We start from the raw sequence: 18,617 nt of genomic DNA on the forward strand, positions 1-18,617 counted from the left end.
GAAGGGCGCGGCTCTTCTCAGCGATCCAGGAAATGATCGAAGTAGACCTGGGGGATGGGGTAGGCGTGGACGCCTCTGTCGACGAAGCTGCGCCTATAGAGGCAATTTCTGAGAGCCGCGTTGTAATGCAGGCTTCGCGGGTCCGGCGAGCCTCGTCGCCATGAGCTTGCCTCCGGCACGCAGCGTTGGAGTGCCTTGTCGTATCGAGCCAGGAGGACCGGGTCCGTATCGACCCGAATGCCGCTATAGGATTGATAGTTTGACGGAGATTCTGCGGCCGATATACAGCCCAGGCTCAGTGCAACACCAACGACTGCCATCAATCTCATCGGATTTAATTCTCCCCTGATCGATTATCGAAGTATCGAGCCAAACATTATTGGTTCCAGCGCCTACGGGCAAGGGACGCCTTGTTCCGGCGTCCGCATCTGCCCGAGACGTTGCTCGCATCGCTGCCGCCACAGAATAGCGGCAGCGATGCGTCATCGATCAATCCAGGAGATCGGCCGGGACTTTGCCGCCATTTTCCGAAAGCCGCTTCATCAGTGCCTTGTGGAGCCACATGTTCATTTTTGCGGAATCGTTGGTGTCGCCGGTATAGCCGAGTTCAGCGGCAAGTTCCTTGCGCTCGGTCAGGCTCGCATCCATCCCGACGGCTTTCATCAGGTCTACAATAGAGCGGCGCCAATCGAGTTTCTGACCGCTCTTCTTTACCGCCGCGTCGAGGATCGGGACGATATCGACTGTAGCTGTGCCTGGTGCGGTGGCAGTGGGGACCGGCTTGCTCTGCGGGGAAGGGGCCGCGGGCGCCGGACTGGGGGCTGCCGACGGTGAGGCAGGCGCTGGCGCCGGCTCTGTCTTCGGCGCGCCGGCAGCAACGGGTTCGGCTGCTTTCGCCTCTCCGAAGATTGCATGTTTGATCTTGTCGAAAATACCCATTTTAAACCTCCAGTTCCCTCAGATGAGAACATGCTGAAACATGGACTTCCCGCTTGATATATCCAGGCGGAAAGGCAGTTATTTTTAGCATGTTCAATCGCTGGTGGAAAAGCCAATACCCGCGACAGCTGTGGTCGATCATAAGGAAAAGCTGCGATCGGATTATTCGCCGCCGGCTGAAGGTTGCTGCGCCAACGGAGGGAATACTTCAGCAGCCCTCCAACTGTCATCAGACATGCCCGCTTTTGGCACAGTCGGTCGGGCAATTCGGAATTCAATAACCGCGAAACATCATTATACGCCGCCGAACCGACTTGCCGCGCACTGTCGTGAAACATTCGTCATCTCTTCACGTTGCCTTGCCATGGACGTCCTGTAGTTGCAGGCGTCCTATTGATCGAAGGCACGCGCGTTCCTCGATTTTCGACCGCCGGGCAGATCGTTCGACGGAATGGAAACGGAAGAAAACATGACCCATAACTATAGGCTCTCCTTTGCAGTCTTCGCATCTGCCTGCGCCCTCCTTGCCATGCCGGCAGGCAGTGCGCGTGCGATCGATGTCGGTGTGTCGGTGAATGCAGGCAATGCCGTCAGCGCCGATGTCGGGGCTTCGATTGGCGGCGGGAGCGGCATCAGCGCCGATGCCAATGCTTCCGTTGGCGACTCGAACGGGGTCAATGCCGATGCGACCGCCAATGCCGGCGGTGGCATCGATGCCGATGTCAATGCCAGTGTCGGTGGCGGCAACGGTCTCGATGCAGACGCCAACGCCAGGATCGGGGGCGGGCGCGGCGTCAATGCCGATCTCAATGCACGCACCGGCGGTTCTGATGGGCTCGATGCCAACGCCACGGCCTCGGTCGGCAGCGGTAATGGTATCGACGCCAATCCCGTCATCAGCAGGGTAGACGGGGCAGGCAGCAGCGATAGACCCGCGGCTGAGCGCAGCCTCAGCGCGTCCCAGATCCGCACCCTGGAGGCCTTCCAGGCGAGGCCTGTCAATGAGCAGCGCAAGATGCTCGTCCGTTGCGCCGACATCTCCGCCTCCGGCGGTGATTCGGGTCTTGCCGGTCTCTGCAGCCTGCTGCGGGCGACAGCCTCCCGCTGAACGTGAAAGACCCGCCGACCCGGAAGGCGCGGCGGGTCTTTTCAAAGGACGCTTCGATTTAGTGCAAGATCTGGCTGAGGAACAGCTTGGTACGTTCGTGCTGCGGATTGTCGAAGAATTCGGCCGGCGAGTTCTGCTCGACGATCTGGCCCTGGTCCATGAAGATGACGCGGTTGGCGACCTGGCGGGCAAAGCCCATTTCATGGGTGACGCAGAGCATGGTCATGCCTTCCTCGGCAAGACCCACCATGGTGTCCAGCACTTCCTTGATCATTTCGGGATCGAGCGCCGAGGTCGGCTCGTCGAACAGCATGATCTTCGGGTTCATGCACAGCGACCGGGCGATCGCCACGCGCTGCTGCTGGCCGCCGGAGAGCTGGCCCGGATATTTGTTGGCCTGTTCCGGGATCTTGACCCGCTTCAGGAAGTGCATGGCCACTTCTTCGGCCTGTTTCTTCGGCATCTTGCGGACCCAAATTGGCGCCAGCGTGCAGTTTTCCAGGATCGTCAGATGCGGGAAGAGGTTGAAGTGCTGGAACACCATGCCGACTTCGCGCCGCACCTCGTCGATCTTCTTCAGATCATTGGTGAGCTCGGTGCCGTCGACGACGATTTTGCCTTTCTGATGCTCTTCCAGGCGGTTGATGCAGCGGATCATCGTCGACTTGCCCGAGCCCGACGGGCCGGCAATGACGATGCGCTCGCCGCGCATCACCTTCAGGTTGATGTCGCGCAGCACGTGGAAATCGCCGTACCACTTGTTCATGTTGACGATCTCGACCGCCACTTCCGTTGCGGAAACGGTGAGCTTTTTCGCTGGAGCTTCAGCCATGACTATTTTCCCTCATTCTTATCGTTGTAGCGTTCTTATCGTTTGTGGCCGGTATCGAGATGGCGTTCCATGAAGCCTGAATAGCGCGACATGCCGAAGCAGAACAGCCAGAAGATGAAGCCCGCGAAGATCAGACCCGTGATCGGCGTGACGGCGCTTGCCCAGTTGGAATCGGAGAAGTTCAGCTTGACGATGCCAAGCAGATCGAACATCCCGATAATGGTGACCAGCGACGTGTCCTTGAACGTTCCGATGAAGGTGTTCACGATGCTCGGGATGACCAGCTTGATGGCCTGCGGCATGATGATCAGCCGGGTCTTCTGCCAATAGCCGAGGCCAAGCGAATCGGCGCCTTCGAACTGTCCCTTCGGGATCGCCTGAAGGCCGCCGCGGATCACTTCCGCCATATAGGCCGAGGTGAAGATCGACACACCGATCAGCGCCCGGAGCAATTTGTCCACGTTCCAGCCTGTCGGAAGGAAAAGCGGCAGCATGACACTTGCCATGAACAGAACGGTGATCAGCGGAACGCCTCGAATGACCTCGATGAAGGTAACGCAAAGCATCCGGATGACGGGCATCTTCGAGCGGCGTCCCAGCGCAAGCAGAATGCCGACGGGTAGGGAGACGGCAATACCGACAAAGGACAGGACGAGCGTCACCATCAACCCGCCCCAGAGTGGAGTTTCCACCACTTCGAGGCCGAAGCCGCCGTGAAGAAGCCAGAAGGCGATGATCGGCAGGACGGCGAACAGAAGAATGGCGTTCAGGCCCTTGCGCGGCGCCGACGGAATCAGCATTGGAACCAGCAGCACAATGAACAGGATCCCGACGATCGCCGGCCGCCAACGCTCACCGAGCGGGTAGCGGCCGAAGATAAACTGATCGTACTTGGCGCTGATGAAGGCCCAGCATGCACCGCTCCAGCCGTCAGGCTGGATGCCGCCCTGGAGCGTCGTCGCGCAGAATGTGCGGTCCGGACCGGACCACACGGCCTGGATGAACAACCAGTTGACGAGCTGCGGCACGGCCCATGCGATGAGCGCAAGAGCCAGAATTGTCAGCATCACGTCCTTCGGAGTTGCCAGGAGATTGCGACGTATCCAGGCGACGGCTCCCCTCTCGCCGGGCGGCGGCGGTTCGGCGGCAAGGATGGACGTTCTGACGAAGGGTTTATCGGCAACCGACATCTTATCTCTCCACCAGTGCCATCTTGGCATTGAACCAATTCATGAACAGCGACGTGAGAATGCTCAAACTGAGATAGACGATACCCCAGATGCAGACGATCTCGATCGCTTGACCGCTCTGATTGAGGATCGTGCCACCGACGGCAACGAGATCCGAGAAACCGATCGCGATGGCGAGTGAGGAGTTCTTGGTCAGGTTGAGGTACTGGCTCGTCAGCGGCGGGATGATGATGCGCAGCGCCTGCGGCACCACGACAAGTCTCGTCACGCTCGACGGATGCAGCCCCAGCGCGCCGGCTGCTTCGGATTGTCCCTTTGGAACGCCGCGAATGCCGCCGCGAACGATCTCGGCGATGAACGAGGCGGTATAGAAGGACAGAGCGAGAAACAGCGACATGAATTCGGGGCCGACGACGGAGCCGCCCGTGAGGTTGAATTTTCCGGCAACCGGAACGTCGAAGGTGAGCGGAAAGCCGGAGACAACGAAGACCAGCAATGGCAAGCCGACGATCAGCGCGATCGCCGTCCATACGGTGTGGAACGGCTGGCCGGTTGCGGCTTGGCGTTTGTGGGCCCAGCGCGCGATGATGATGGTGGCGACAATCGCAATCACGAGGGCGATGCCGACCGCTATCATGCCCGTCTCGAAGATTGGCTTCGGGAAGGCTAGTCCTCTGTTGTTGAGGTACATGCTGAACGGCAGACCCACCGACTCGCGCGGCTGCGGCAAGACGGAGAGAACGCCGAGATACCAGAAAAAGATGACGAGCAGCGGCGGAATGTTGCGGAAAACCTCGACATAGACCGTGCAGAGCTTGGCAATCAGCCAATTGCGCGACAGCCGGCCGATCCCGATCAGGAAGCCGATGATGGTCGCCGTGAAGATACCGGTCACCGCCACCAGCAAGGTATTCAGAATACCGACGAGAAGTGCGCGCGCATAAGTCGAGTCACTCGAAAAGGTGATCAGCGACTGGCCGATTTCGAAACCGGCGCGGCCGCGAAGAAAGCCGAAACCCGATGCCGTATTGCTGCGGGCAAGGTTCACGGCCGTGTTGTGGGCCACCCACCATACAAAGCCCACGAGAACAACGATTGTTAGAAGCTGGTAAAATATGCTCCGGTATTTCGGGTCGTACATTGCCGACCGGAAACTCCAGCCGGTGTCATGCAAAGGTGTCCTATCCACAGCCCCATGCGTCATGCCGCGCCAATCCCCTTGTGCCCGTTTTCGGGCTTTCTTTTTACTTTTTGGAAGATGGGAGGGCGGCTCGGCCGCCTTCCCGGGATTTCATGCCAGTGCTCGATCAGCGAACCGGCGGTGCGTACTGGATGCCGCCCTTGTTCCACAGAGCATTCAAGCCGCGTTCGATCTTGAGCGGGCTGCCCTGACCGATGTTGCGCTCGAAGATTTCGCCATAATTGCCGACGCCCTTGATGACGTTGGCGGCCCAATCATTGGTCAGGCCGAGATCGGTACCGATCTTGGTGTCGGTCTCGCTGCCGAGGAAGCGCTTGATATCCGGGTTCGGCGAGTTCTTCATCTCGTCGACATTTGCCTGGGTGATGCCGAACTCTTCGGCATTGATCAGCGCATAAGCCGTCCAGGAAACGATATCGAACCACTGATCATCACCCTGACGGACGGCCGGGCCAAGCGGCTCCTTGGAGATGATCTCAGGAAGGATGACGTGTTCGTCGGGATTCTTCAGCGTCAGACGCAACGAATAGAGACCGGATTGGTCGGTCGTGTAAACGTCGCAACGACCGGCGTCGTAGGCCGCGTTGACCTCAGGAAGATTTTCGAAGACGACCGGATTGTACTGCAGATTGTTCGTCTTGAAATAATCGGCGAGGTTCAGTTCCGTGGTCGTGCCCGACTGCACGCAGACTGCGGCGCCGGAGAGTTCGAGAGCCGACTTCACGTTCAGGCCCTTGCGCACCATGAAGCCCTGGCCGTCATAATAGGTGACGGGACGGAAGTTGAAGCCGAGTGCGGTGTCGCGGTTGATCGTCCAGGTCGTATTGCGAGAGAGGACGTCGATTTCACCGGACTGCAGAGCGGTGAAACGTTCCTTCGCATTCGTCGGCGTGTACTTGACCTTGGTGGGGTCGCCGAACACGGCCGAAGCGACGGCCTTGCAGAAGTCGACGTCGAAGCCGGCCCAATTGCCGGAAGCGTCAGGTGCGGCAAAGCCGGTAAGGCCGGTATTGACGCCGCACTGAACGAAACCCTTTGCCTTGACGTCTGAGAGAGTGGTGGCGGAGGCGGCCGAGGCGCCAACTGCCAAAACTGCTGCGCCGATGGCGGCCGACAGGAGCTTATTTTTCATTTTCCCAACCTTTTCCGTTGTCTTATCTTTTCTTGTGGAGAGTGCGTGCCGACAATCCGTGCCGCCTCCCCATTGTCTCGACACCCTCCCGGCGCGAGTGACCCTATCACAGTCGCAAATGTCACTACGGTCAAGTGTCGCGCCCAATAATTGCGGCGAAATGCAACATTTTGGCAGATAGCGCTGCATTCATGGGCGGTTGACTAGGAAATAGGCGTCCGGTTGCGGAAAAATAACGCGAAAATCGAAATTTCCATCATTTCGGATCGTCGCCCTCCAACCGATCCTCAAGGGGTTGACCCGAAACGGTCGGGCGTCCAAAAGTCTGGTTTCGCGACCTTTCGCAAAGGCTATCCCCGACATGAAAGACAAAGACAGCTTGCTGCAGAATGCCGGCATCAATACCCGCCTGACCCATATCGGCAACGACCCCTTCGACTATCACGGCTTCATTAATCCGCCGGTCGTGCACGCCTCGACGGTGTTGTTCCCGAACGCCCGGGCGATGGAGACGCGCACGCAGAAATACACCTACGGAACGCGCGGCACACCGACGACGGATGCGCTCTGCGAGGCGATCGACGCACTCGAAGGCTCGGCCGGCACGATCCTCGTACCCTCGGGCCTTGCCGCCGTCACCATACCGTTCCTGGGTTTCGTTGCTGCCGGCGATCATGCGCTGGTGGTCGATTCGGTTTATGGCCCGACGCGTCATTTCTGCGACACGATGATGAAGCGCCTCGGCGTCGAGGTGGAATATTACGATCCGGAGATCGGCGCCGGCATCGAGACGCTGTTCCGGCCGAACACGAAGCTCGTCCACACCGAGGCTCCGGGCTCCAATACCTTCGAAATGCAGGATATTCCGGCCATCTCGGCGGTTGCGCATCGCCATGGCGCCGTCGTCATGATGGACAATACCTGGGCGACGCCGGTCTATTTCAGGCCGCTCGATTACGGCGTCGACATCTCGATCCACGCATCGACGAAATATCCGTCCGGCCATTCCGACATCCTGCTCGGAACGGTTTCGGCCAATGCCGAGCACTGGGAGCGGCTGAAGGAAGCAAACGGTGTGCTCGGCATCTGCGGCGCACCCGATGATGCCTACCAGATCCTGCGCGGATTGCGCACCATGGGCCTGCGCCTCGAGCGGCACTATGAAAGCGCGCTTGATATCGCGCAATGGCTGGAGGGCAGGGACGACGTCGCCCGCGTGCTGCATCCGGCCCTGCCGAGTTTCCCCTCTCACCATCTCTGGAAGCGCGATTTCAAAGGCGCCAGCGGCATCTTTTCCTTCGTGCTGGCCGCCGACGGCCCAGAGAAGTCCAGAGCAAAGGCGCATGCCTTCCTCGACGCGCTCAGGATTTTCGGTCTCGGCTATTCCTGGGGTGGCTTTGAAAGCCTCGCCTTGCATGCCTATCTCAACGATCGCAAGGTCGCCAAGGCGCCGACGGACGGTCCGGTCATCCGCCTGCAGATCGGCATCGAGGACGTGGCCGACCTGAAGGCCGATATCGAACGGGGTTTTGCGGCGGCAAGCGTCGTCTGACCAGACACGCTTTGTCGTCGCTGGTCGCGCCTCAAGGCAGATCGGCAGCCCGATAGCCGTAGATCCAGTCGAGATCTGCCGCGAGGCTCAGCGACGGCTTGAGGCCGAGCACGAGATCGCGGCCGATCCGGATCGGCCCTTTCGCATGATAGGCGAACCGGTTGAAGGCGCCACGCTGGCGAAGCTTCGCAATGCGCGGCGCCCGATGTCTTTCGAACCGCGCCAGCGCTTCCGCCACGGGACGGTTCGAAAGAAACGCCGCCAGTTCGTAGGCGTCTTCGATCGCCATCGCCGCTCCCTGGGCGGCAAAAGGCATCATCGCATGCGCGGCGTCGCCGATCAGAACCGTCTTTCGGCCGTCCTGCCAGGAACCCGCGGTGGTTTCGAACAGCGGCCAGAACGTCAGCTTCCTATTTCTGTCGAGCAGCGAGACGATCGCGGTGTTCCAGCCGGAAAGGCGCGCCCGCAGCTGCGCCCGCTGCTCGGCCGTCGCTTCGCTTTGCCAGGCCTGCGGCGCGATATTGCCGGCGGTGATCGCCACCATGTTAAAGCTGCCGCTTTCCCTCAGCGGATAGCAGACGAGATGCGCCGAGCCGCCGAGAAAAGCCGAAACGCTTGCCCGGTCGAGGAAACCGGGCGCCTCCGTTTCGGCAATCGTAAAGCGGTAGGCGATATTGTCGGAAAAGCGCGGCGAGGGGCTGCCCGGAACGAATTGCCGCAGCTTCGACCAGACGCCGTCGGCGCCGATCACGACATCGGCCGCCCGCTCGAAAGGCGGTAAGGTCAAGTCCATCCGCACGCCGAGGTGAAGCCGGCAGAGCGGATCGGCCGCAACCGCAGCCAAAAGGGCTTTCTGCAATGTGGTGCGGTGCAGAACGCCATAGGGAGCGCCCCAGCGTTCCCGCGCGAATTTGCCGGCCGGCACCGCCGCGAGCTGGCGCAGCGAACTGCCCGATATCAGCCGGATCGCGTCGGGCTCGAGCCAGACCTTTGACAGTCCTTCAAGGATACCGAGTTCGGCAAGGATCCGGGAAGCGTTCGGCGAAACCTGCAATCCGGCGCCGATATCGGTGAGTTCGCCCGCTTGCTCGAAGATCTCCGAACTGATGCCCCGGCGCGAAAGCGCAAGGGCAGCTGTCAGCCCTGATATCCCGGCGCCGATGATGGCGGCATGTTCGACCGGCATTGTCCGTCCGATCCGGATCTGGACGCGTTACGCCGCCTTCACGTGGAAAACGCAACCGGCCGGATTGGTCTGGCTCGGCTTGAGCGTGGAATTGAAGCGATAGAGCGTCGAGCAGTAGGAACAGACCTTCTCGTTGTCGTCGCCCATGTCGATGAAGATGTGCGGATGATCGAAGGGAGCCGAAGCGCCGGTGCACATGAATTCCTTGACGCCGACTTCGATAACGCGGTGACCGCCGTCGTTCTGGAAGTGAGGAATGTTGTGGCCGGCCATGTCGCTCTCCGAATGCTTTGAAATGTGCGCGAACCTTATAAGCCTTCGCCGCAAATGTGTAGAGCCAAAGCGCCGCGCCAGGCACAGTTTTTAGCCACAGTTTTTGGCTTCACGATGAAAGGCCGCTCGACTATGGTCGCGCCAAAAAGGAAGGCCCGATGAACCTGAATACGCCCACATTTTCAAGCTTCACCCATGATGGATTGCAGCTCGCCTTCTTCGATGAGGGCGATCCGGCCGGCGTCCCCGTGTTGTTGATCCACGGCTTTGCCTCGACCGCAAACGTCAACTGGGTGCATCCGGGCTGGCTGAAGACGCTTGGTGATGCCGGCTACCGGGTGATCGCCATCGACAATCGCGGCCACGGCGCAAGCGACAAGCCGCACGATGCCGAAGCCTATCGTCCCTGGGTCATGGCCGGCGATGCTATTGCCTTGCTGGATCATCTCGGCATCCCCGAAGCCAACGTCATGGGCTATTCGATGGGCGCCCGCATCTCCGTCTTTGCCGCGCTTGCCAATCCGCATCGCGTCCGTTCGATGGTGCTCGGCGGCCTCGGCATCGGCATGACCGACGGCGTCGGTGACTGGGACCCGATTGCCGATGCACTTCTGGCTCCATCGCTGGACGCGGTGACTCATGTCCGCGGCCGCATGTTCCGCGCCTTCGCCGAGCAGACGAAGAGCGACCGCGTCGCCCTTGCCGATTGTATCCGCGGCTCGCGCGATCTCGTCGCCCGCTCCGACATGGCCAAGCTCGATATGCCGACGCTGATCGGGGTCGGCACCAAGGATGATATCGCCGGCTCGCCGCAGGAATTGGCGGCGCTGATGCAAAATGCCGAAGCGCTCGATATTCCAGGGCGCGATCATATGCTCGCCGTCGGCGACAGGGTTTTCAAGCAGGCAGTTCTGGCCTTCTATGCAAGGGGCGCCCATCGCTGACAACATCGTGATGCCGAAAAACCATGCTAAAAAACCATGGCGACGGCACCCATTTATGTTATTGGCGTTTTCCTCTATATATTGGCATTCCGAAAACGGCATTCCTTCCGGCAACGAGGAGAGCGGCGATGGTCGCAAAGACTGACATTCGTGCTTTTGACACAGGCCATCCGCTGAAGGTGATGGATCCCATCTGGGACAGCCTGCGCGAGGAAGCCCGGCTCGCCGCCGAACGGGACCCGGTTCTCGCCGCCTTCCTCTATTCGACGGTAATCAACTACCATTCGCTCGAGGAATGCGTCATCCACCGCATCTGCGAACGTCTCGATCACCCCGACATGCAGGCGAACCTGCTTCGCCAGACCTTCGAGGAAATGCTCCTCGACTGGCCGGACTGGAGCTCCATCCTGCGTGTCGATATCCAGGCGATCTACGACCGCGATCCCGCATGCCTGCGCTTCATGGAGGCGGTGCTTTATTTCAAGGGCTTCCACGCGCTGCAGACGCATCGTCTCGCCCATTGGCTGCTGAACCGCGGCCGGCGTGATTTTGCGCTTTATCTGCAGAGCCGCTCCTCCAGCGTCTTCCAGACCGACATCAATCCGGCCGCCCGTATCGGCAAGGGCATCTTCCTCGATCACGCCACCGGCCTCGTCGTCGGCGAGACGGCCGTCATCGGCGACAACGTCTCGATCCTGCACGGCGTCACACTCGGCGGCACCGGCAAGGAGGGCGCTGACCGCCATCCGAAGATCGGCTCCGGCGTCATGATCGGGGCCGGTGCGAAGATCCTCGGCAATATCGAGATCGGCTACTGCTCACGTGTCGCCGCCGGCTCCGTCGTCCTGAAGGCGGTGCCGCCCAAGAAGACGGTGGCGGGTGTGCCGGCCAAGGTCGTCGGCGAGGCCGGTTGTTCCGAGCCGTCGCGCAACATGGACCAGGTGATCGGCGCCGATATCTGAGCGCCCGTTGGAAACAAGGATAGGAAAAGTCGGCGGGATCCGAGCGGGGAGGGCCATGAGCAAACGGCAACCTTGCCTTTACACCGCTGCATTTCCTGTGCAAGAAGCGGCCAATCAAGACCGCTTACGGAGATGACAGAGTGAAGCCAGAAGAAATCAAGAAGCTCGACGCCTATTTCAAGCGCATGTTCAATCCGCAGATGATCGTCAAGGCGCGTCCGCGCAAGGATGATTCTGCGGAAGTCTATCTCGGCGAAGAATTTCTGGGTGTCGTCTATATCGATGACGAGGACGGCGACCGATCCTACAACTTTTCGATGGCGATCCTCGACGTCGATCTCTGATCGCGTTCGAAAGCTTCAAAAGGACCGAACGGCGCGATCCGTTCGGTCCTTTTTCGTTTTTTCGATTCGAAACGAGAATTTATTCAAAACTTCTGATTGCGGCATTCTGATATATTTTAGCAAAATCAGTTAAAGACGTACGTGCCCCGGCGCGCGGGCTTTGTTATATTATTGTAATGCAACCAGTGGATGTTGTGCGGCGCACAAGACTACTTGACTATTTTTGCGTTGCAGCTACCCTGCTGCCACCAACAGCCCAACGGAGGATGGCTTATGTTCAACTTTGACGATGCTAACAAGAAGAGCAAGGAAGCCGTCGACACGGCCGTGAAAACCTATTCCGACACGACCAAGGGTTTTCAGGCGATCGCCGCTGAAGCCACTGAATATTCGAAGAAATCCTTTCAGGACGCGGTGACGCATTTCGAAACCCTGGCCGGCGTCAAGAGCTTCGAGGCCGCTTTCGAGCTGCAGACGAACTACGTCAAGGCGTATTTTGAAGGCTTTGTCTCCGAGACGACGAAGCTCGGTGAGATGTATGCCGATCTCGCCAAATCAGCCTACAAACCCTATGAAGCGCCGGTCGCCGCTGCCGTCGTCAAGACCGCCAAGTCGGCGCCCTCGGCGACGCCTGCTGCTGCATGAATCGATTTTGACGGCGCAACCTGCGCTACATATTGAAAAACGAGGACCGGCTACGCATCTGTAGCCGGTCTTTTTGTTTCCACTTTCGCTGCAGCGCCCGCATGGGATCGGCCGGGGACTTTTTTAGTCTTTCCCGTGCATGCCGGCCATTTCTTGATTGCAGTGTCTGACAGGGGGCTTAAAATCAGCCTATTATGAACTAAGTTAGTGTTTCAGATATTCGGCGGGAAAAGCACCCTCCCATGCTCCGCTGGATTGCTTGAGGAATGAATGACAATGATCGCAAAGCCGATCCGGATGCAGAACGACAGCGAAAGGAACGGGGACAACGCAAATCGAACCTCGGTCATCACGCGCACCAAGCCGAAGACCAAGAAGCCCAATCTTTATCGTGTACTGCTTTTGAATGACGACTACACTCCCATGGAATTCGTCATCCATATTCTGGAGCGTTTTTTTCAGAAGGATCGTGAAAGTGCCACCCGCATCATGCTCCATGTCCACAACCACGGCGTCGGCGAATGCGGAATATTCACATACGAGGTAGCGGAAACGAAGGTCAGCCAGGTGATGGACTTCGCCCGGCAGCACCAGCATCCGCTGCAATGCGTCATGGAAAAGAAGTGAGGATCTGAACGTGCCAACATTTTCGCCTAGTTTAGAGAAGGCGCTCCATCAGGCACTGACCTTTGCCAACGAGCGGCACCACGAATATGCGACGCTCGAGCATCTGCTGCTCGCCCTGATCGACGATGCCGATGCGGCTGCGGTCATGGGTGCCTGCAATGTCGATCTCGACACCTTGCGCAAGACGCTCGTCGAATATGTCGACAACGAACTTTCCAACCTGATCACCGGTTATGACGAGGATTCGAAGCCGACCTCCGGCTTCCAGCGCGTCATCCAGCGTGCCGTCATCCACGTGCAATCGTCTGGCCGCGAAGAGGTGACCGGCGCCAATGTGCTCGTCGCCATCTTCGCCGAGCGCGAAAGCCACGCCGCTTATTTCCTGCAGGAGCAGGAGATGACCCGCTACGATGCCGTCAACTATATTTCCCACGGCATTGGCAAGCGGCCGGGCGCGTCGGATGTGCGTCCCCCGCGCGGCGCCGAAGACGAAGCCGAAAGCAGCAAGCCGACGGCGCGCGGCGGAGAGGAAGAGGGCGGCCCGAAGAAGCAGCAGGATGCACTCAAGGCCTATTGCGTTAATCTCAACGAGAAGGCCAAGGGCGGCAAGATCGATCCGCTGATCGGCCGTCACGCCGAGGTCAGCCGTACCATCCAGATCCTGTGCCGCCGTTCGAAGAACAATCCGCTCTACGTCGGTGATCCCGGCGTCGGCAAGACGGCGATCGCCGAAGGCCTTGCCAAGCGCATCGTCGAAGGCAAGGTTCCCGAAGCCCTCGCCGATGCGACGATCTTCTCGCTCGATATGGGCACGCTGCTCGCCGGCACGCGCTACCGCGGCGATTTCGAGGAGCGCCTGAAGCAGGTCGTCAAGGAACTGGAAGAATATCCGGGCGCCGTGCTCTTCATCGACGAGATCCACACGGTGATCGGCGCCGGCGCCACCTCGGGCGGCGCGATGGATGCATCGAACCTGCTGAAGCCGGCCCTATCATCGGGCGCGATTCGCTGCATCGGTTCGACCACCTACAAGGAATACCGCCAGTTCTTCGAGAAGGATCGTGCGCTGGTCCGTCGTTTCCAGAAGATCGACGTCAGTGAACCGTCGATCGATGATGCGATCGAGATCATGAAGGGCCTGAAGCCCTATTTCGAAGAGTATCACCACCTGCGTTATTCGAACGATGCCATCAAGTCGGCCGTCGAATTGTCGGCCCGCTACATCTCCGACCGCAAGCTGCCCGACAAAGCGATCGACGTGATCGACGAAACCGGTGCGGCCCAGATGCTGCTGCCGCCGTCCAAGCGCCGCAAGCTGATTACCGAAAAGGAGATCGAGGCAACGGTCGCCACGATGGCGCGCATTCCGCCGAAGACCGTCTCCAAGGACGACGAAGCCGTGCTCGCCAATCTCGAGCAGGAACTGCGTTCGGTGGTCTACGGCCAGGATATCGCGATCGAAGCCCTTTCGACCTCGATCAAGCTGGCGCGTGCCGGTCTTCGCGAGCCGAACAAGCCGATCGGCGCCTATGTTTTCTCCGGTCCGACCGGCGTCGGCAAGACCGAGGTGGCAAAGCAGCTGGCATCGTCGCTCGGCGTCGAACTGCTGCGCTTCGACATGTCGGAATATATGGAACGGCACACGGTTTCCCGTCTGCTCGGTGCACCTCCAGGCTATGTCGGCTTCGACCAGGGCGGTCTTCTGACTGATGGCGTCGACCAGCACCCGCATTGCGTGGTCCTGCTCGACGAAATCGAGAAGGCCCATCCCGACATCTACAACATCCTGCTGCAGGTCATGGACCACGGCACGCTGACCGACCATAACGGCAAGAAGATCGACTTCCGCAACGTCATCCTGATCATGACGACGAATGCGGGTGCGTCGGAAATGGCCAAGGCGGCGATCGGCTTCGGCTCGTCCAAGCGCACCGGCGAGGACGAGGAGGCGCTCACCCGCCTGTTCACGCCTGAATTCCGCAACCGTCTCGACGCGATCATTCCTTTCGCGGCGTTGCCGACGGCCGTCATCCACAAGGTCGTGCAGAAGTTCATCATGCAGCTGGAGGCCCAGCTTTCCGAAAGGAACGTCACCTTCGACCTGCACGAGGATGCGATCGCCTGGCTGGCGGAAAAGGGTTACGACGAGAAGATGGGCGCCCGCCCGCTTGCCCGTGTCATTCAGGATACGATCAAGAAGCCGCTCGCCAACGAAATCCTCTTCGGCAAGCTGAAGAAGGGCGGCGTCGTGAACGTCACCGTAGGCCCGAAGGAAGACGGCAAGCCCGGCATCGTGCTCGAAGCCATTTCGGAAACGGCGCCGATCAAGCCGAAGCCCGAAGCCGAGGTGGTGCATCCCGAAGGCGATGATGGGAATGACGGCGAGCTGAAGACGAAGGCGGCCCGCAAGACCCGCGCCAAAGCGGTGCCGCAGGCCGAGCCCGAGGTCCGCGATGCCCCGAAGAAGGGAAGCGCGGTTCCGAAGGTTCCACGCAAGAAGTAAGATAATGTCACCGAATTGGGAAAGGCCGCGTCACCCGCGGCCTTTTTCGTTTCCGGGTCTGCATGCCCTTTTCAGAGCCTGGTGTAGTCGATCTCGAGAAAATCGGCGACATCGGGCACCCAGCGGTCGCGCACGAAGGCGACATGCAGGGGATGGCGGTTGTACGTGTCGTAGCCAGCCTGATCGTCGAATTCCATCGAAAAGCCAAAGGTAAAATCATTCTTTTGACTCGTCTGCCGAAGCTGTTCGAAATTCCGCACGCTCGGGATCTTGGCAAGCACCAGCGCGTCGGCGAGGAACGATGTTTCTGCAGCCGAGTCGGCTTCATGCTTCAGGCGGAACGCGACAGTATGGCGGATCATGATCTTGTTCCTTCAGAGGTGCGTACGAAATTCAGTAGAGAAGAGCGTCAACGGGAACGATGGGATGGGTATGCCGGTCATGAAGGATATCGCAGCGGATTGACGTTATCCAACCCGTCGAAATCTTTCTCGTTATCCGTGACGACAATGCATCCGTTGGCCTCGGCGACAGCCGCGATGATCATGTCGAGGCCGCTGCGTGGTCGGCCTTTGGCCCTTCCATCAGCCATCAGCCATCAGCCGTGCCCAGATCAGGCCGGCCTTCTCGTCGAATGCGAGAATACGACCGGCAAATAGGGCCTGCGGACCTTCCGGCCCTGAAAACCATGCCTCCAACTGATCGCGCTTCTTGCCGGCAGGCTTCTCAAGAACGCCGCGTCGGATCTCGGCGACGGTAAGGGAGGAAATGAAGAGGTCTGCGTCGGTCTGAACGGCCATCCAGGCCAGAAGGGGCTCCGATGGCGCCGGCTTGGTGACATTGCTGAGAATGTTCGTGTCGAGCAGATAACGCATCAAGGGTCGACTTTGCGACCTTCCTCGCGAGGGCGCGTGAGGTCGAGGTCAGCGCCGACCATGGGAGAGCGGCGAAGCGCGGCCAGAATGCCGCCTTTCGGAGCAGGCTCGCCGGCAATCGATTGACTGACGACCGCACGCAAACGCGAGGCATCCGGACCTTCTTCCGCAAGGCGCCGAGCAAGGGAGCGGATAAGATCTCGGTCGCTGTCAAGCGCAATCACCTCAAAGCGCGCCATACCACGCTCGCCGAGGCGGGATCGATAATTTTGAATGGCACGCTTTTGCGAACTGGTCACGATGCACCTTCAGCTTATTTCCGGTAATATATCCAGAAAATCGCCGTTCAACAAGGACGGGAGTGTCACTGGTGAGGCCGCCCTCGCGTGATATTGGCTGGGTCGACCTTAAGTCAGTGCTGCCCTGATCTTTTCGGCATTGCCGGCAAGCACGGCGCCGTCCTCCATCTTGCCGGAATGCGGCTTGAGGGCCATGCCTTCATGCCGCGGGATGACGTGGAAATGCAGATGGAATACCGTTTGCCCGGCCGCCGGCTCGTTGAACTGGGCGACGAACACGCCGTCGGCGTCGAAGACGTCCTTCACCGCATTGGCGATCTTCTGGACAACGGTAATTGCGTGGGTGAGGGTGGCTGGATCGGCATCGAGAATATTGCGCGACGCCGCCTTCGGAACGACGAGCACATGGCCCGGCGCCTGCGGCATCACATCCATGATGGCCACGGTATGCTCGTCCTCGTAGACGCGGTGCGAGGGGATTTCGCCGCGGAGGATCTTGGCGAAGATGTTGTTGTCGTCATAAGCGGCCGGGCTGGTCATCACGAAATCTCCTCGTTTTCTACAGCGCTGCGCGGCTTTTCAGACGCGCAAAGATGCTGTGGCACTTTATGAAATTACTGCATAATTTCATCCCTAAATCGATTCCGATTGAAGGAAAATGCGTCGTTGCTCGGGTAGCGCGGCCGGTGCGGCGGCGTCAATCCTCCTGCTGACGTTCGCCCTTGCGGAAAGGGCTGTGCTCGCTCAGCAACTCGCTCATCTGTTCGACATCGGCGCGCTCGCGGGCGAGGTAATCGCCGATCGCCCGGCGAAGGCCGGCATGCGCGACATAATGGGCGGAATGCGTCGTCACCGGCAGGTAACCGCGGGCGAGCTTGTGTTCGCCCTGCGCTCCGGCCTCGACCCGTTTCAGCCCTTTCGAAAGCGCGAAGTCGATCGCCTGGTGATAACAGACCTCGAAATGCAGGAAGGGATGATCCTCGATGCAGCCCCAGTGACGGCCGTAGAGCGTATCGCCGCCGATGAAGTTGATCGCGCCGGCGATATAGCGCCCGTCGCGCTTGGCCATGACGAGCAGGATATCGTCGGCCATGCGTTCGCCGATCAGCGAGTAGAACCTACGGGTGAGGTAGGGCCGGCCCCACTTGCGCCCGCCGGTGTCCATGTAGAACTTGAAGAATTGATCCCAGATGCGTTCCGTCAGGTCGCGGCCGGTCAGCCAGTCGATGCTGATACCGTTTTCGAGGGCGGCGCGGCGCTCCTTGCGCAATGCCTTGCGTTTACGCGAGGCAAGCGTTTCGAGAAATTCCTCGTGATTGGCATAGCCGTCATTGATGAAATGGAACTGCTGGTCGGTGCGGTGCAGATAGCCGTCCATCTCGAAGACGCCGATCTCTTCGTCCGGCACGAAGGTGATGTGGGCCGAGGAGATGCCGAGCCGGCGCACCACCTCCTTCAGGCTTTCGGCGATCGCGCTCTGGATCGGCAGCCGCTGCAGACCCTCGGCGACAAGAAGCCGCGGGCCCGTCGCCGGGGTGAACGGGATCGAGCACTGAAGTTTGGGATAATAACGCCCGCCGGCCCGCTCGAAGGCGTCGGCCCAGCCATGGTCGAAGACATATTCGCCCTGGCTGTGGTTCTTGAGATAGCCGGGCAGGGCGCCGATCAGTTCGCCGCGCCCGGTCTCGAGCAGCAGATGGTGGCCCAGCCATCCCGTCTCTGCGTCGGCCGAGCCGGATTCTTCCAGCGACGATAAAAAGGCGTGCGAAACGAAAGGGTTGTAGGCAATCGTAGCGCAGGTCTTCGAGGCCCCGGAAAGCCTGGACCAGCTCTCCGGGGAAATCGCGGTGAAGGAGCGTTCTACGCGAATGGATAGTTCATCAGTCATGGAACAAATGCGAAGCCTGTGGGAGGATAGTCTCGGCTCTGCCTTACAGCGCCGCGCATCTTTTCAGACGCGCAAAGGACGCTGTAACACTTTGAGTTGCGGCATAATTTTGTCCTC

20 protein-coding genes and 1 pseudogene are annotated in these 18,617 nt (G+C 59.7%); 8 read left to right on the top strand and 13 right to left on the bottom strand.

From position 1 onward, the window contains the following. Positions 1 to 17: 17 nt before the first annotated feature. Positions 18 to 329: a hypothetical protein gene (locus BA011_RS41170; protein WP_027665990.1), complete on the bottom strand. Its 312-nt coding sequence runs from the start codon at positions 327 to 329 to the stop codon at positions 18 to 20. 160 nt (positions 330 to 489) lie between these two features. Continuing rightward, positions 490 to 939, bottom strand: coding sequence for a DUF3597 domain-containing protein (locus BA011_RS06160; RefSeq protein WP_065279793.1), 450 nt, complete (start codon positions 937 to 939; stop codon positions 490 to 492). Positions 940 to 1,408: 469 nt separating this feature from the next. On the opposite strand from BA011_RS06160, the gene BA011_RS06165 reads away from it, so the two are divergent. Beyond that, positions 1,409 to 2,047 carry a hypothetical protein gene (locus BA011_RS06165; protein ID WP_065282427.1) on the top strand — a complete coding sequence of 213 codons (639 nt, stop codon included), beginning with the start codon at positions 1,409 to 1,411 and terminating at the stop codon, positions 2,045 to 2,047. A 58-nt stretch (positions 2,048 to 2,105) separates the two neighbouring features. Here the strand turns inward: BA011_RS06165 and BA011_RS06170 are convergent, their stop codons facing one another. The 4 genes from BA011_RS06170 to BA011_RS06185 form a co-directional block, all read right to left on the bottom strand. Continuing rightward, the gene (locus tag BA011_RS06170) at positions 2,106 to 2,879 is read right to left on the bottom strand and encodes an amino acid ABC transporter ATP-binding protein (RefSeq protein WP_012757299.1); all 774 of its coding nucleotides are present in this window, start codon (positions 2,877 to 2,879) and stop codon (positions 2,106 to 2,108) included. Between the two features lie 35 nt (positions 2,880 to 2,914). Further along, positions 2,915 to 4,069, bottom strand: a complete 1,155-nt coding sequence (locus BA011_RS06175; protein WP_065279794.1) for an amino acid ABC transporter permease — start codon at positions 4,067 to 4,069, stop codon at positions 2,915 to 2,917. A 1-nt stretch (position 4,070) separates the two neighbouring features. Next, positions 4,071 to 5,273 (bottom strand): amino acid ABC transporter permease, encoded by a 1,203-nt coding sequence (locus BA011_RS06180; RefSeq protein ID WP_027665985.1) that lies wholly within the window; start codon positions 5,271 to 5,273, stop codon positions 4,071 to 4,073. 103 nt (positions 5,274 to 5,376) lie between these two features. After that, a complete protein-coding gene (locus tag BA011_RS06185; protein ID WP_017960259.1) occupies positions 5,377 to 6,402 on the bottom strand; it encodes an amino acid ABC transporter substrate-binding protein in 1,026 nt (341 codons plus the stop codon). A gap of 361 nt (positions 6,403 to 6,763) precedes the next feature. Between BA011_RS06185 and BA011_RS06190 the strand changes: the two genes are divergently transcribed. Further along, positions 6,764 to 7,954 carry a cystathionine beta-lyase gene (locus tag BA011_RS06190; RefSeq protein ID WP_065279795.1) on the top strand — a complete coding sequence of 397 codons (1,191 nt, stop codon included), beginning with the start codon at positions 6,764 to 6,766 and terminating at the stop codon, positions 7,952 to 7,954. A gap of 31 nt (positions 7,955 to 7,985) precedes the next feature. On the opposite strand, the gene BA011_RS06195 is transcribed toward BA011_RS06190, so the two are convergent. Further along, a complete protein-coding gene (locus BA011_RS06195; protein ID WP_065279796.1) occupies positions 7,986 to 9,140 on the bottom strand; it encodes an FAD-dependent monooxygenase in 1,155 nt (384 codons plus the stop codon). 27 nt (positions 9,141 to 9,167) lie between these two features. Further along, positions 9,168 to 9,413, bottom strand: a complete 246-nt coding sequence (locus BA011_RS06200; protein ID WP_018241878.1) for a zinc-finger domain-containing protein — start codon at positions 9,411 to 9,413, stop codon at positions 9,168 to 9,170. A 158-nt stretch (positions 9,414 to 9,571) separates the two neighbouring features. Here BA011_RS06200 and BA011_RS06205 point away from each other — a divergent pair, with 158 nt between their 5' ends. From BA011_RS06205 to clpA, 6 genes are all read left to right on the top strand, one after another. Continuing rightward, the gene (locus tag BA011_RS06205; RefSeq protein ID WP_027665982.1) at positions 9,572 to 10,357 is read left to right on the top strand and encodes an alpha/beta fold hydrolase; all 786 of its coding nucleotides are present in this window, start codon (positions 9,572 to 9,574) and stop codon (positions 10,355 to 10,357) included. Positions 10,358 to 10,485: 128 nt separating this feature from the next. Continuing rightward, entirely contained in the window at positions 10,486 to 11,319 is an 834-nt protein-coding gene (gene cysE / locus BA011_RS06210) for a serine O-acetyltransferase (protein WP_003539276.1), read from the top strand. Between the two features lie 140 nt (positions 11,320 to 11,459). Continuing rightward, positions 11,460 to 11,663, top strand: a complete 204-nt coding sequence (locus tag BA011_RS06215) for a DUF3126 family protein (protein ID WP_003539277.1) — start codon at positions 11,460 to 11,462, stop codon at positions 11,661 to 11,663. 273 nt (positions 11,664 to 11,936) lie between these two features. After that, positions 11,937 to 12,308, top strand: coding sequence for a phasin family protein (locus BA011_RS06220; RefSeq protein WP_065279797.1), 372 nt, complete (start codon positions 11,937 to 11,939; stop codon positions 12,306 to 12,308). A gap of 276 nt (positions 12,309 to 12,584) precedes the next feature. Then, positions 12,585 to 12,935: an ATP-dependent Clp protease adapter ClpS gene (clpS, locus tag BA011_RS06225; protein WP_017988219.1), complete on the top strand. Its 351-nt coding sequence runs from the start codon at positions 12,585 to 12,587 to the stop codon at positions 12,933 to 12,935. 10 nt (positions 12,936 to 12,945) lie between these two features. Next, positions 12,946 to 15,438, top strand: a complete 2,493-nt coding sequence (gene clpA, locus BA011_RS06230; RefSeq protein ID WP_065279798.1) for an ATP-dependent Clp protease ATP-binding subunit ClpA — start codon at positions 12,946 to 12,948, stop codon at positions 15,436 to 15,438. A gap of 71 nt (positions 15,439 to 15,509) precedes the next feature. Here the strand turns inward: clpA and BA011_RS06235 are convergent, their stop codons facing one another. The 5 genes and pseudogenes from BA011_RS06235 to BA011_RS06255 all read right to left on the bottom strand — a co-directional run bounded on the left by BA011_RS06235 (position 15,510) and on the right by BA011_RS06255 (position 18,500). Next, entirely contained in the window at positions 15,510 to 15,800 is a 291-nt protein-coding gene (locus tag BA011_RS06235) for a Dabb family protein (protein ID WP_065279799.1), read from the bottom strand. Positions 15,801 to 15,877: 77 nt separating this feature from the next. Then, positions 15,878 to 16,313 (bottom strand): annotated as a pseudogene (locus BA011_RS06240) (PIN domain-containing protein). Further along, positions 16,313 to 16,552, bottom strand: a complete 240-nt coding sequence (locus tag BA011_RS06245; RefSeq protein WP_205931710.1) for a hypothetical protein — start codon at positions 16,550 to 16,552, stop codon at positions 16,313 to 16,315. The pseudogene BA011_RS06240 and the gene BA011_RS06245 overlap by 1 nt, the downstream one beginning before the upstream one ends. 168 nt (positions 16,553 to 16,720) lie before the next feature. After that, positions 16,721 to 17,152 carry an HIT family protein gene (locus BA011_RS06250; RefSeq protein WP_065279800.1) on the bottom strand — a complete coding sequence of 144 codons (432 nt, stop codon included), beginning with the start codon at positions 17,150 to 17,152 and terminating at the stop codon, positions 16,721 to 16,723. A 157-nt stretch (positions 17,153 to 17,309) separates the two neighbouring features. Then, positions 17,310 to 18,500 carry a GNAT family N-acetyltransferase gene (locus tag BA011_RS06255; protein ID WP_065279801.1) on the bottom strand — a complete coding sequence of 397 codons (1,191 nt, stop codon included), beginning with the start codon at positions 18,498 to 18,500 and terminating at the stop codon, positions 17,310 to 17,312. Positions 18,501 to 18,617 lie beyond the last annotated feature (117 nt).

The organism is Rhizobium leguminosarum, from assembly GCF_001679785.1.
In the GTDB taxonomy this organism is placed as follows: domain Bacteria; phylum Pseudomonadota; class Alphaproteobacteria; order Rhizobiales; family Rhizobiaceae; genus Rhizobium; species Rhizobium leguminosarum_R.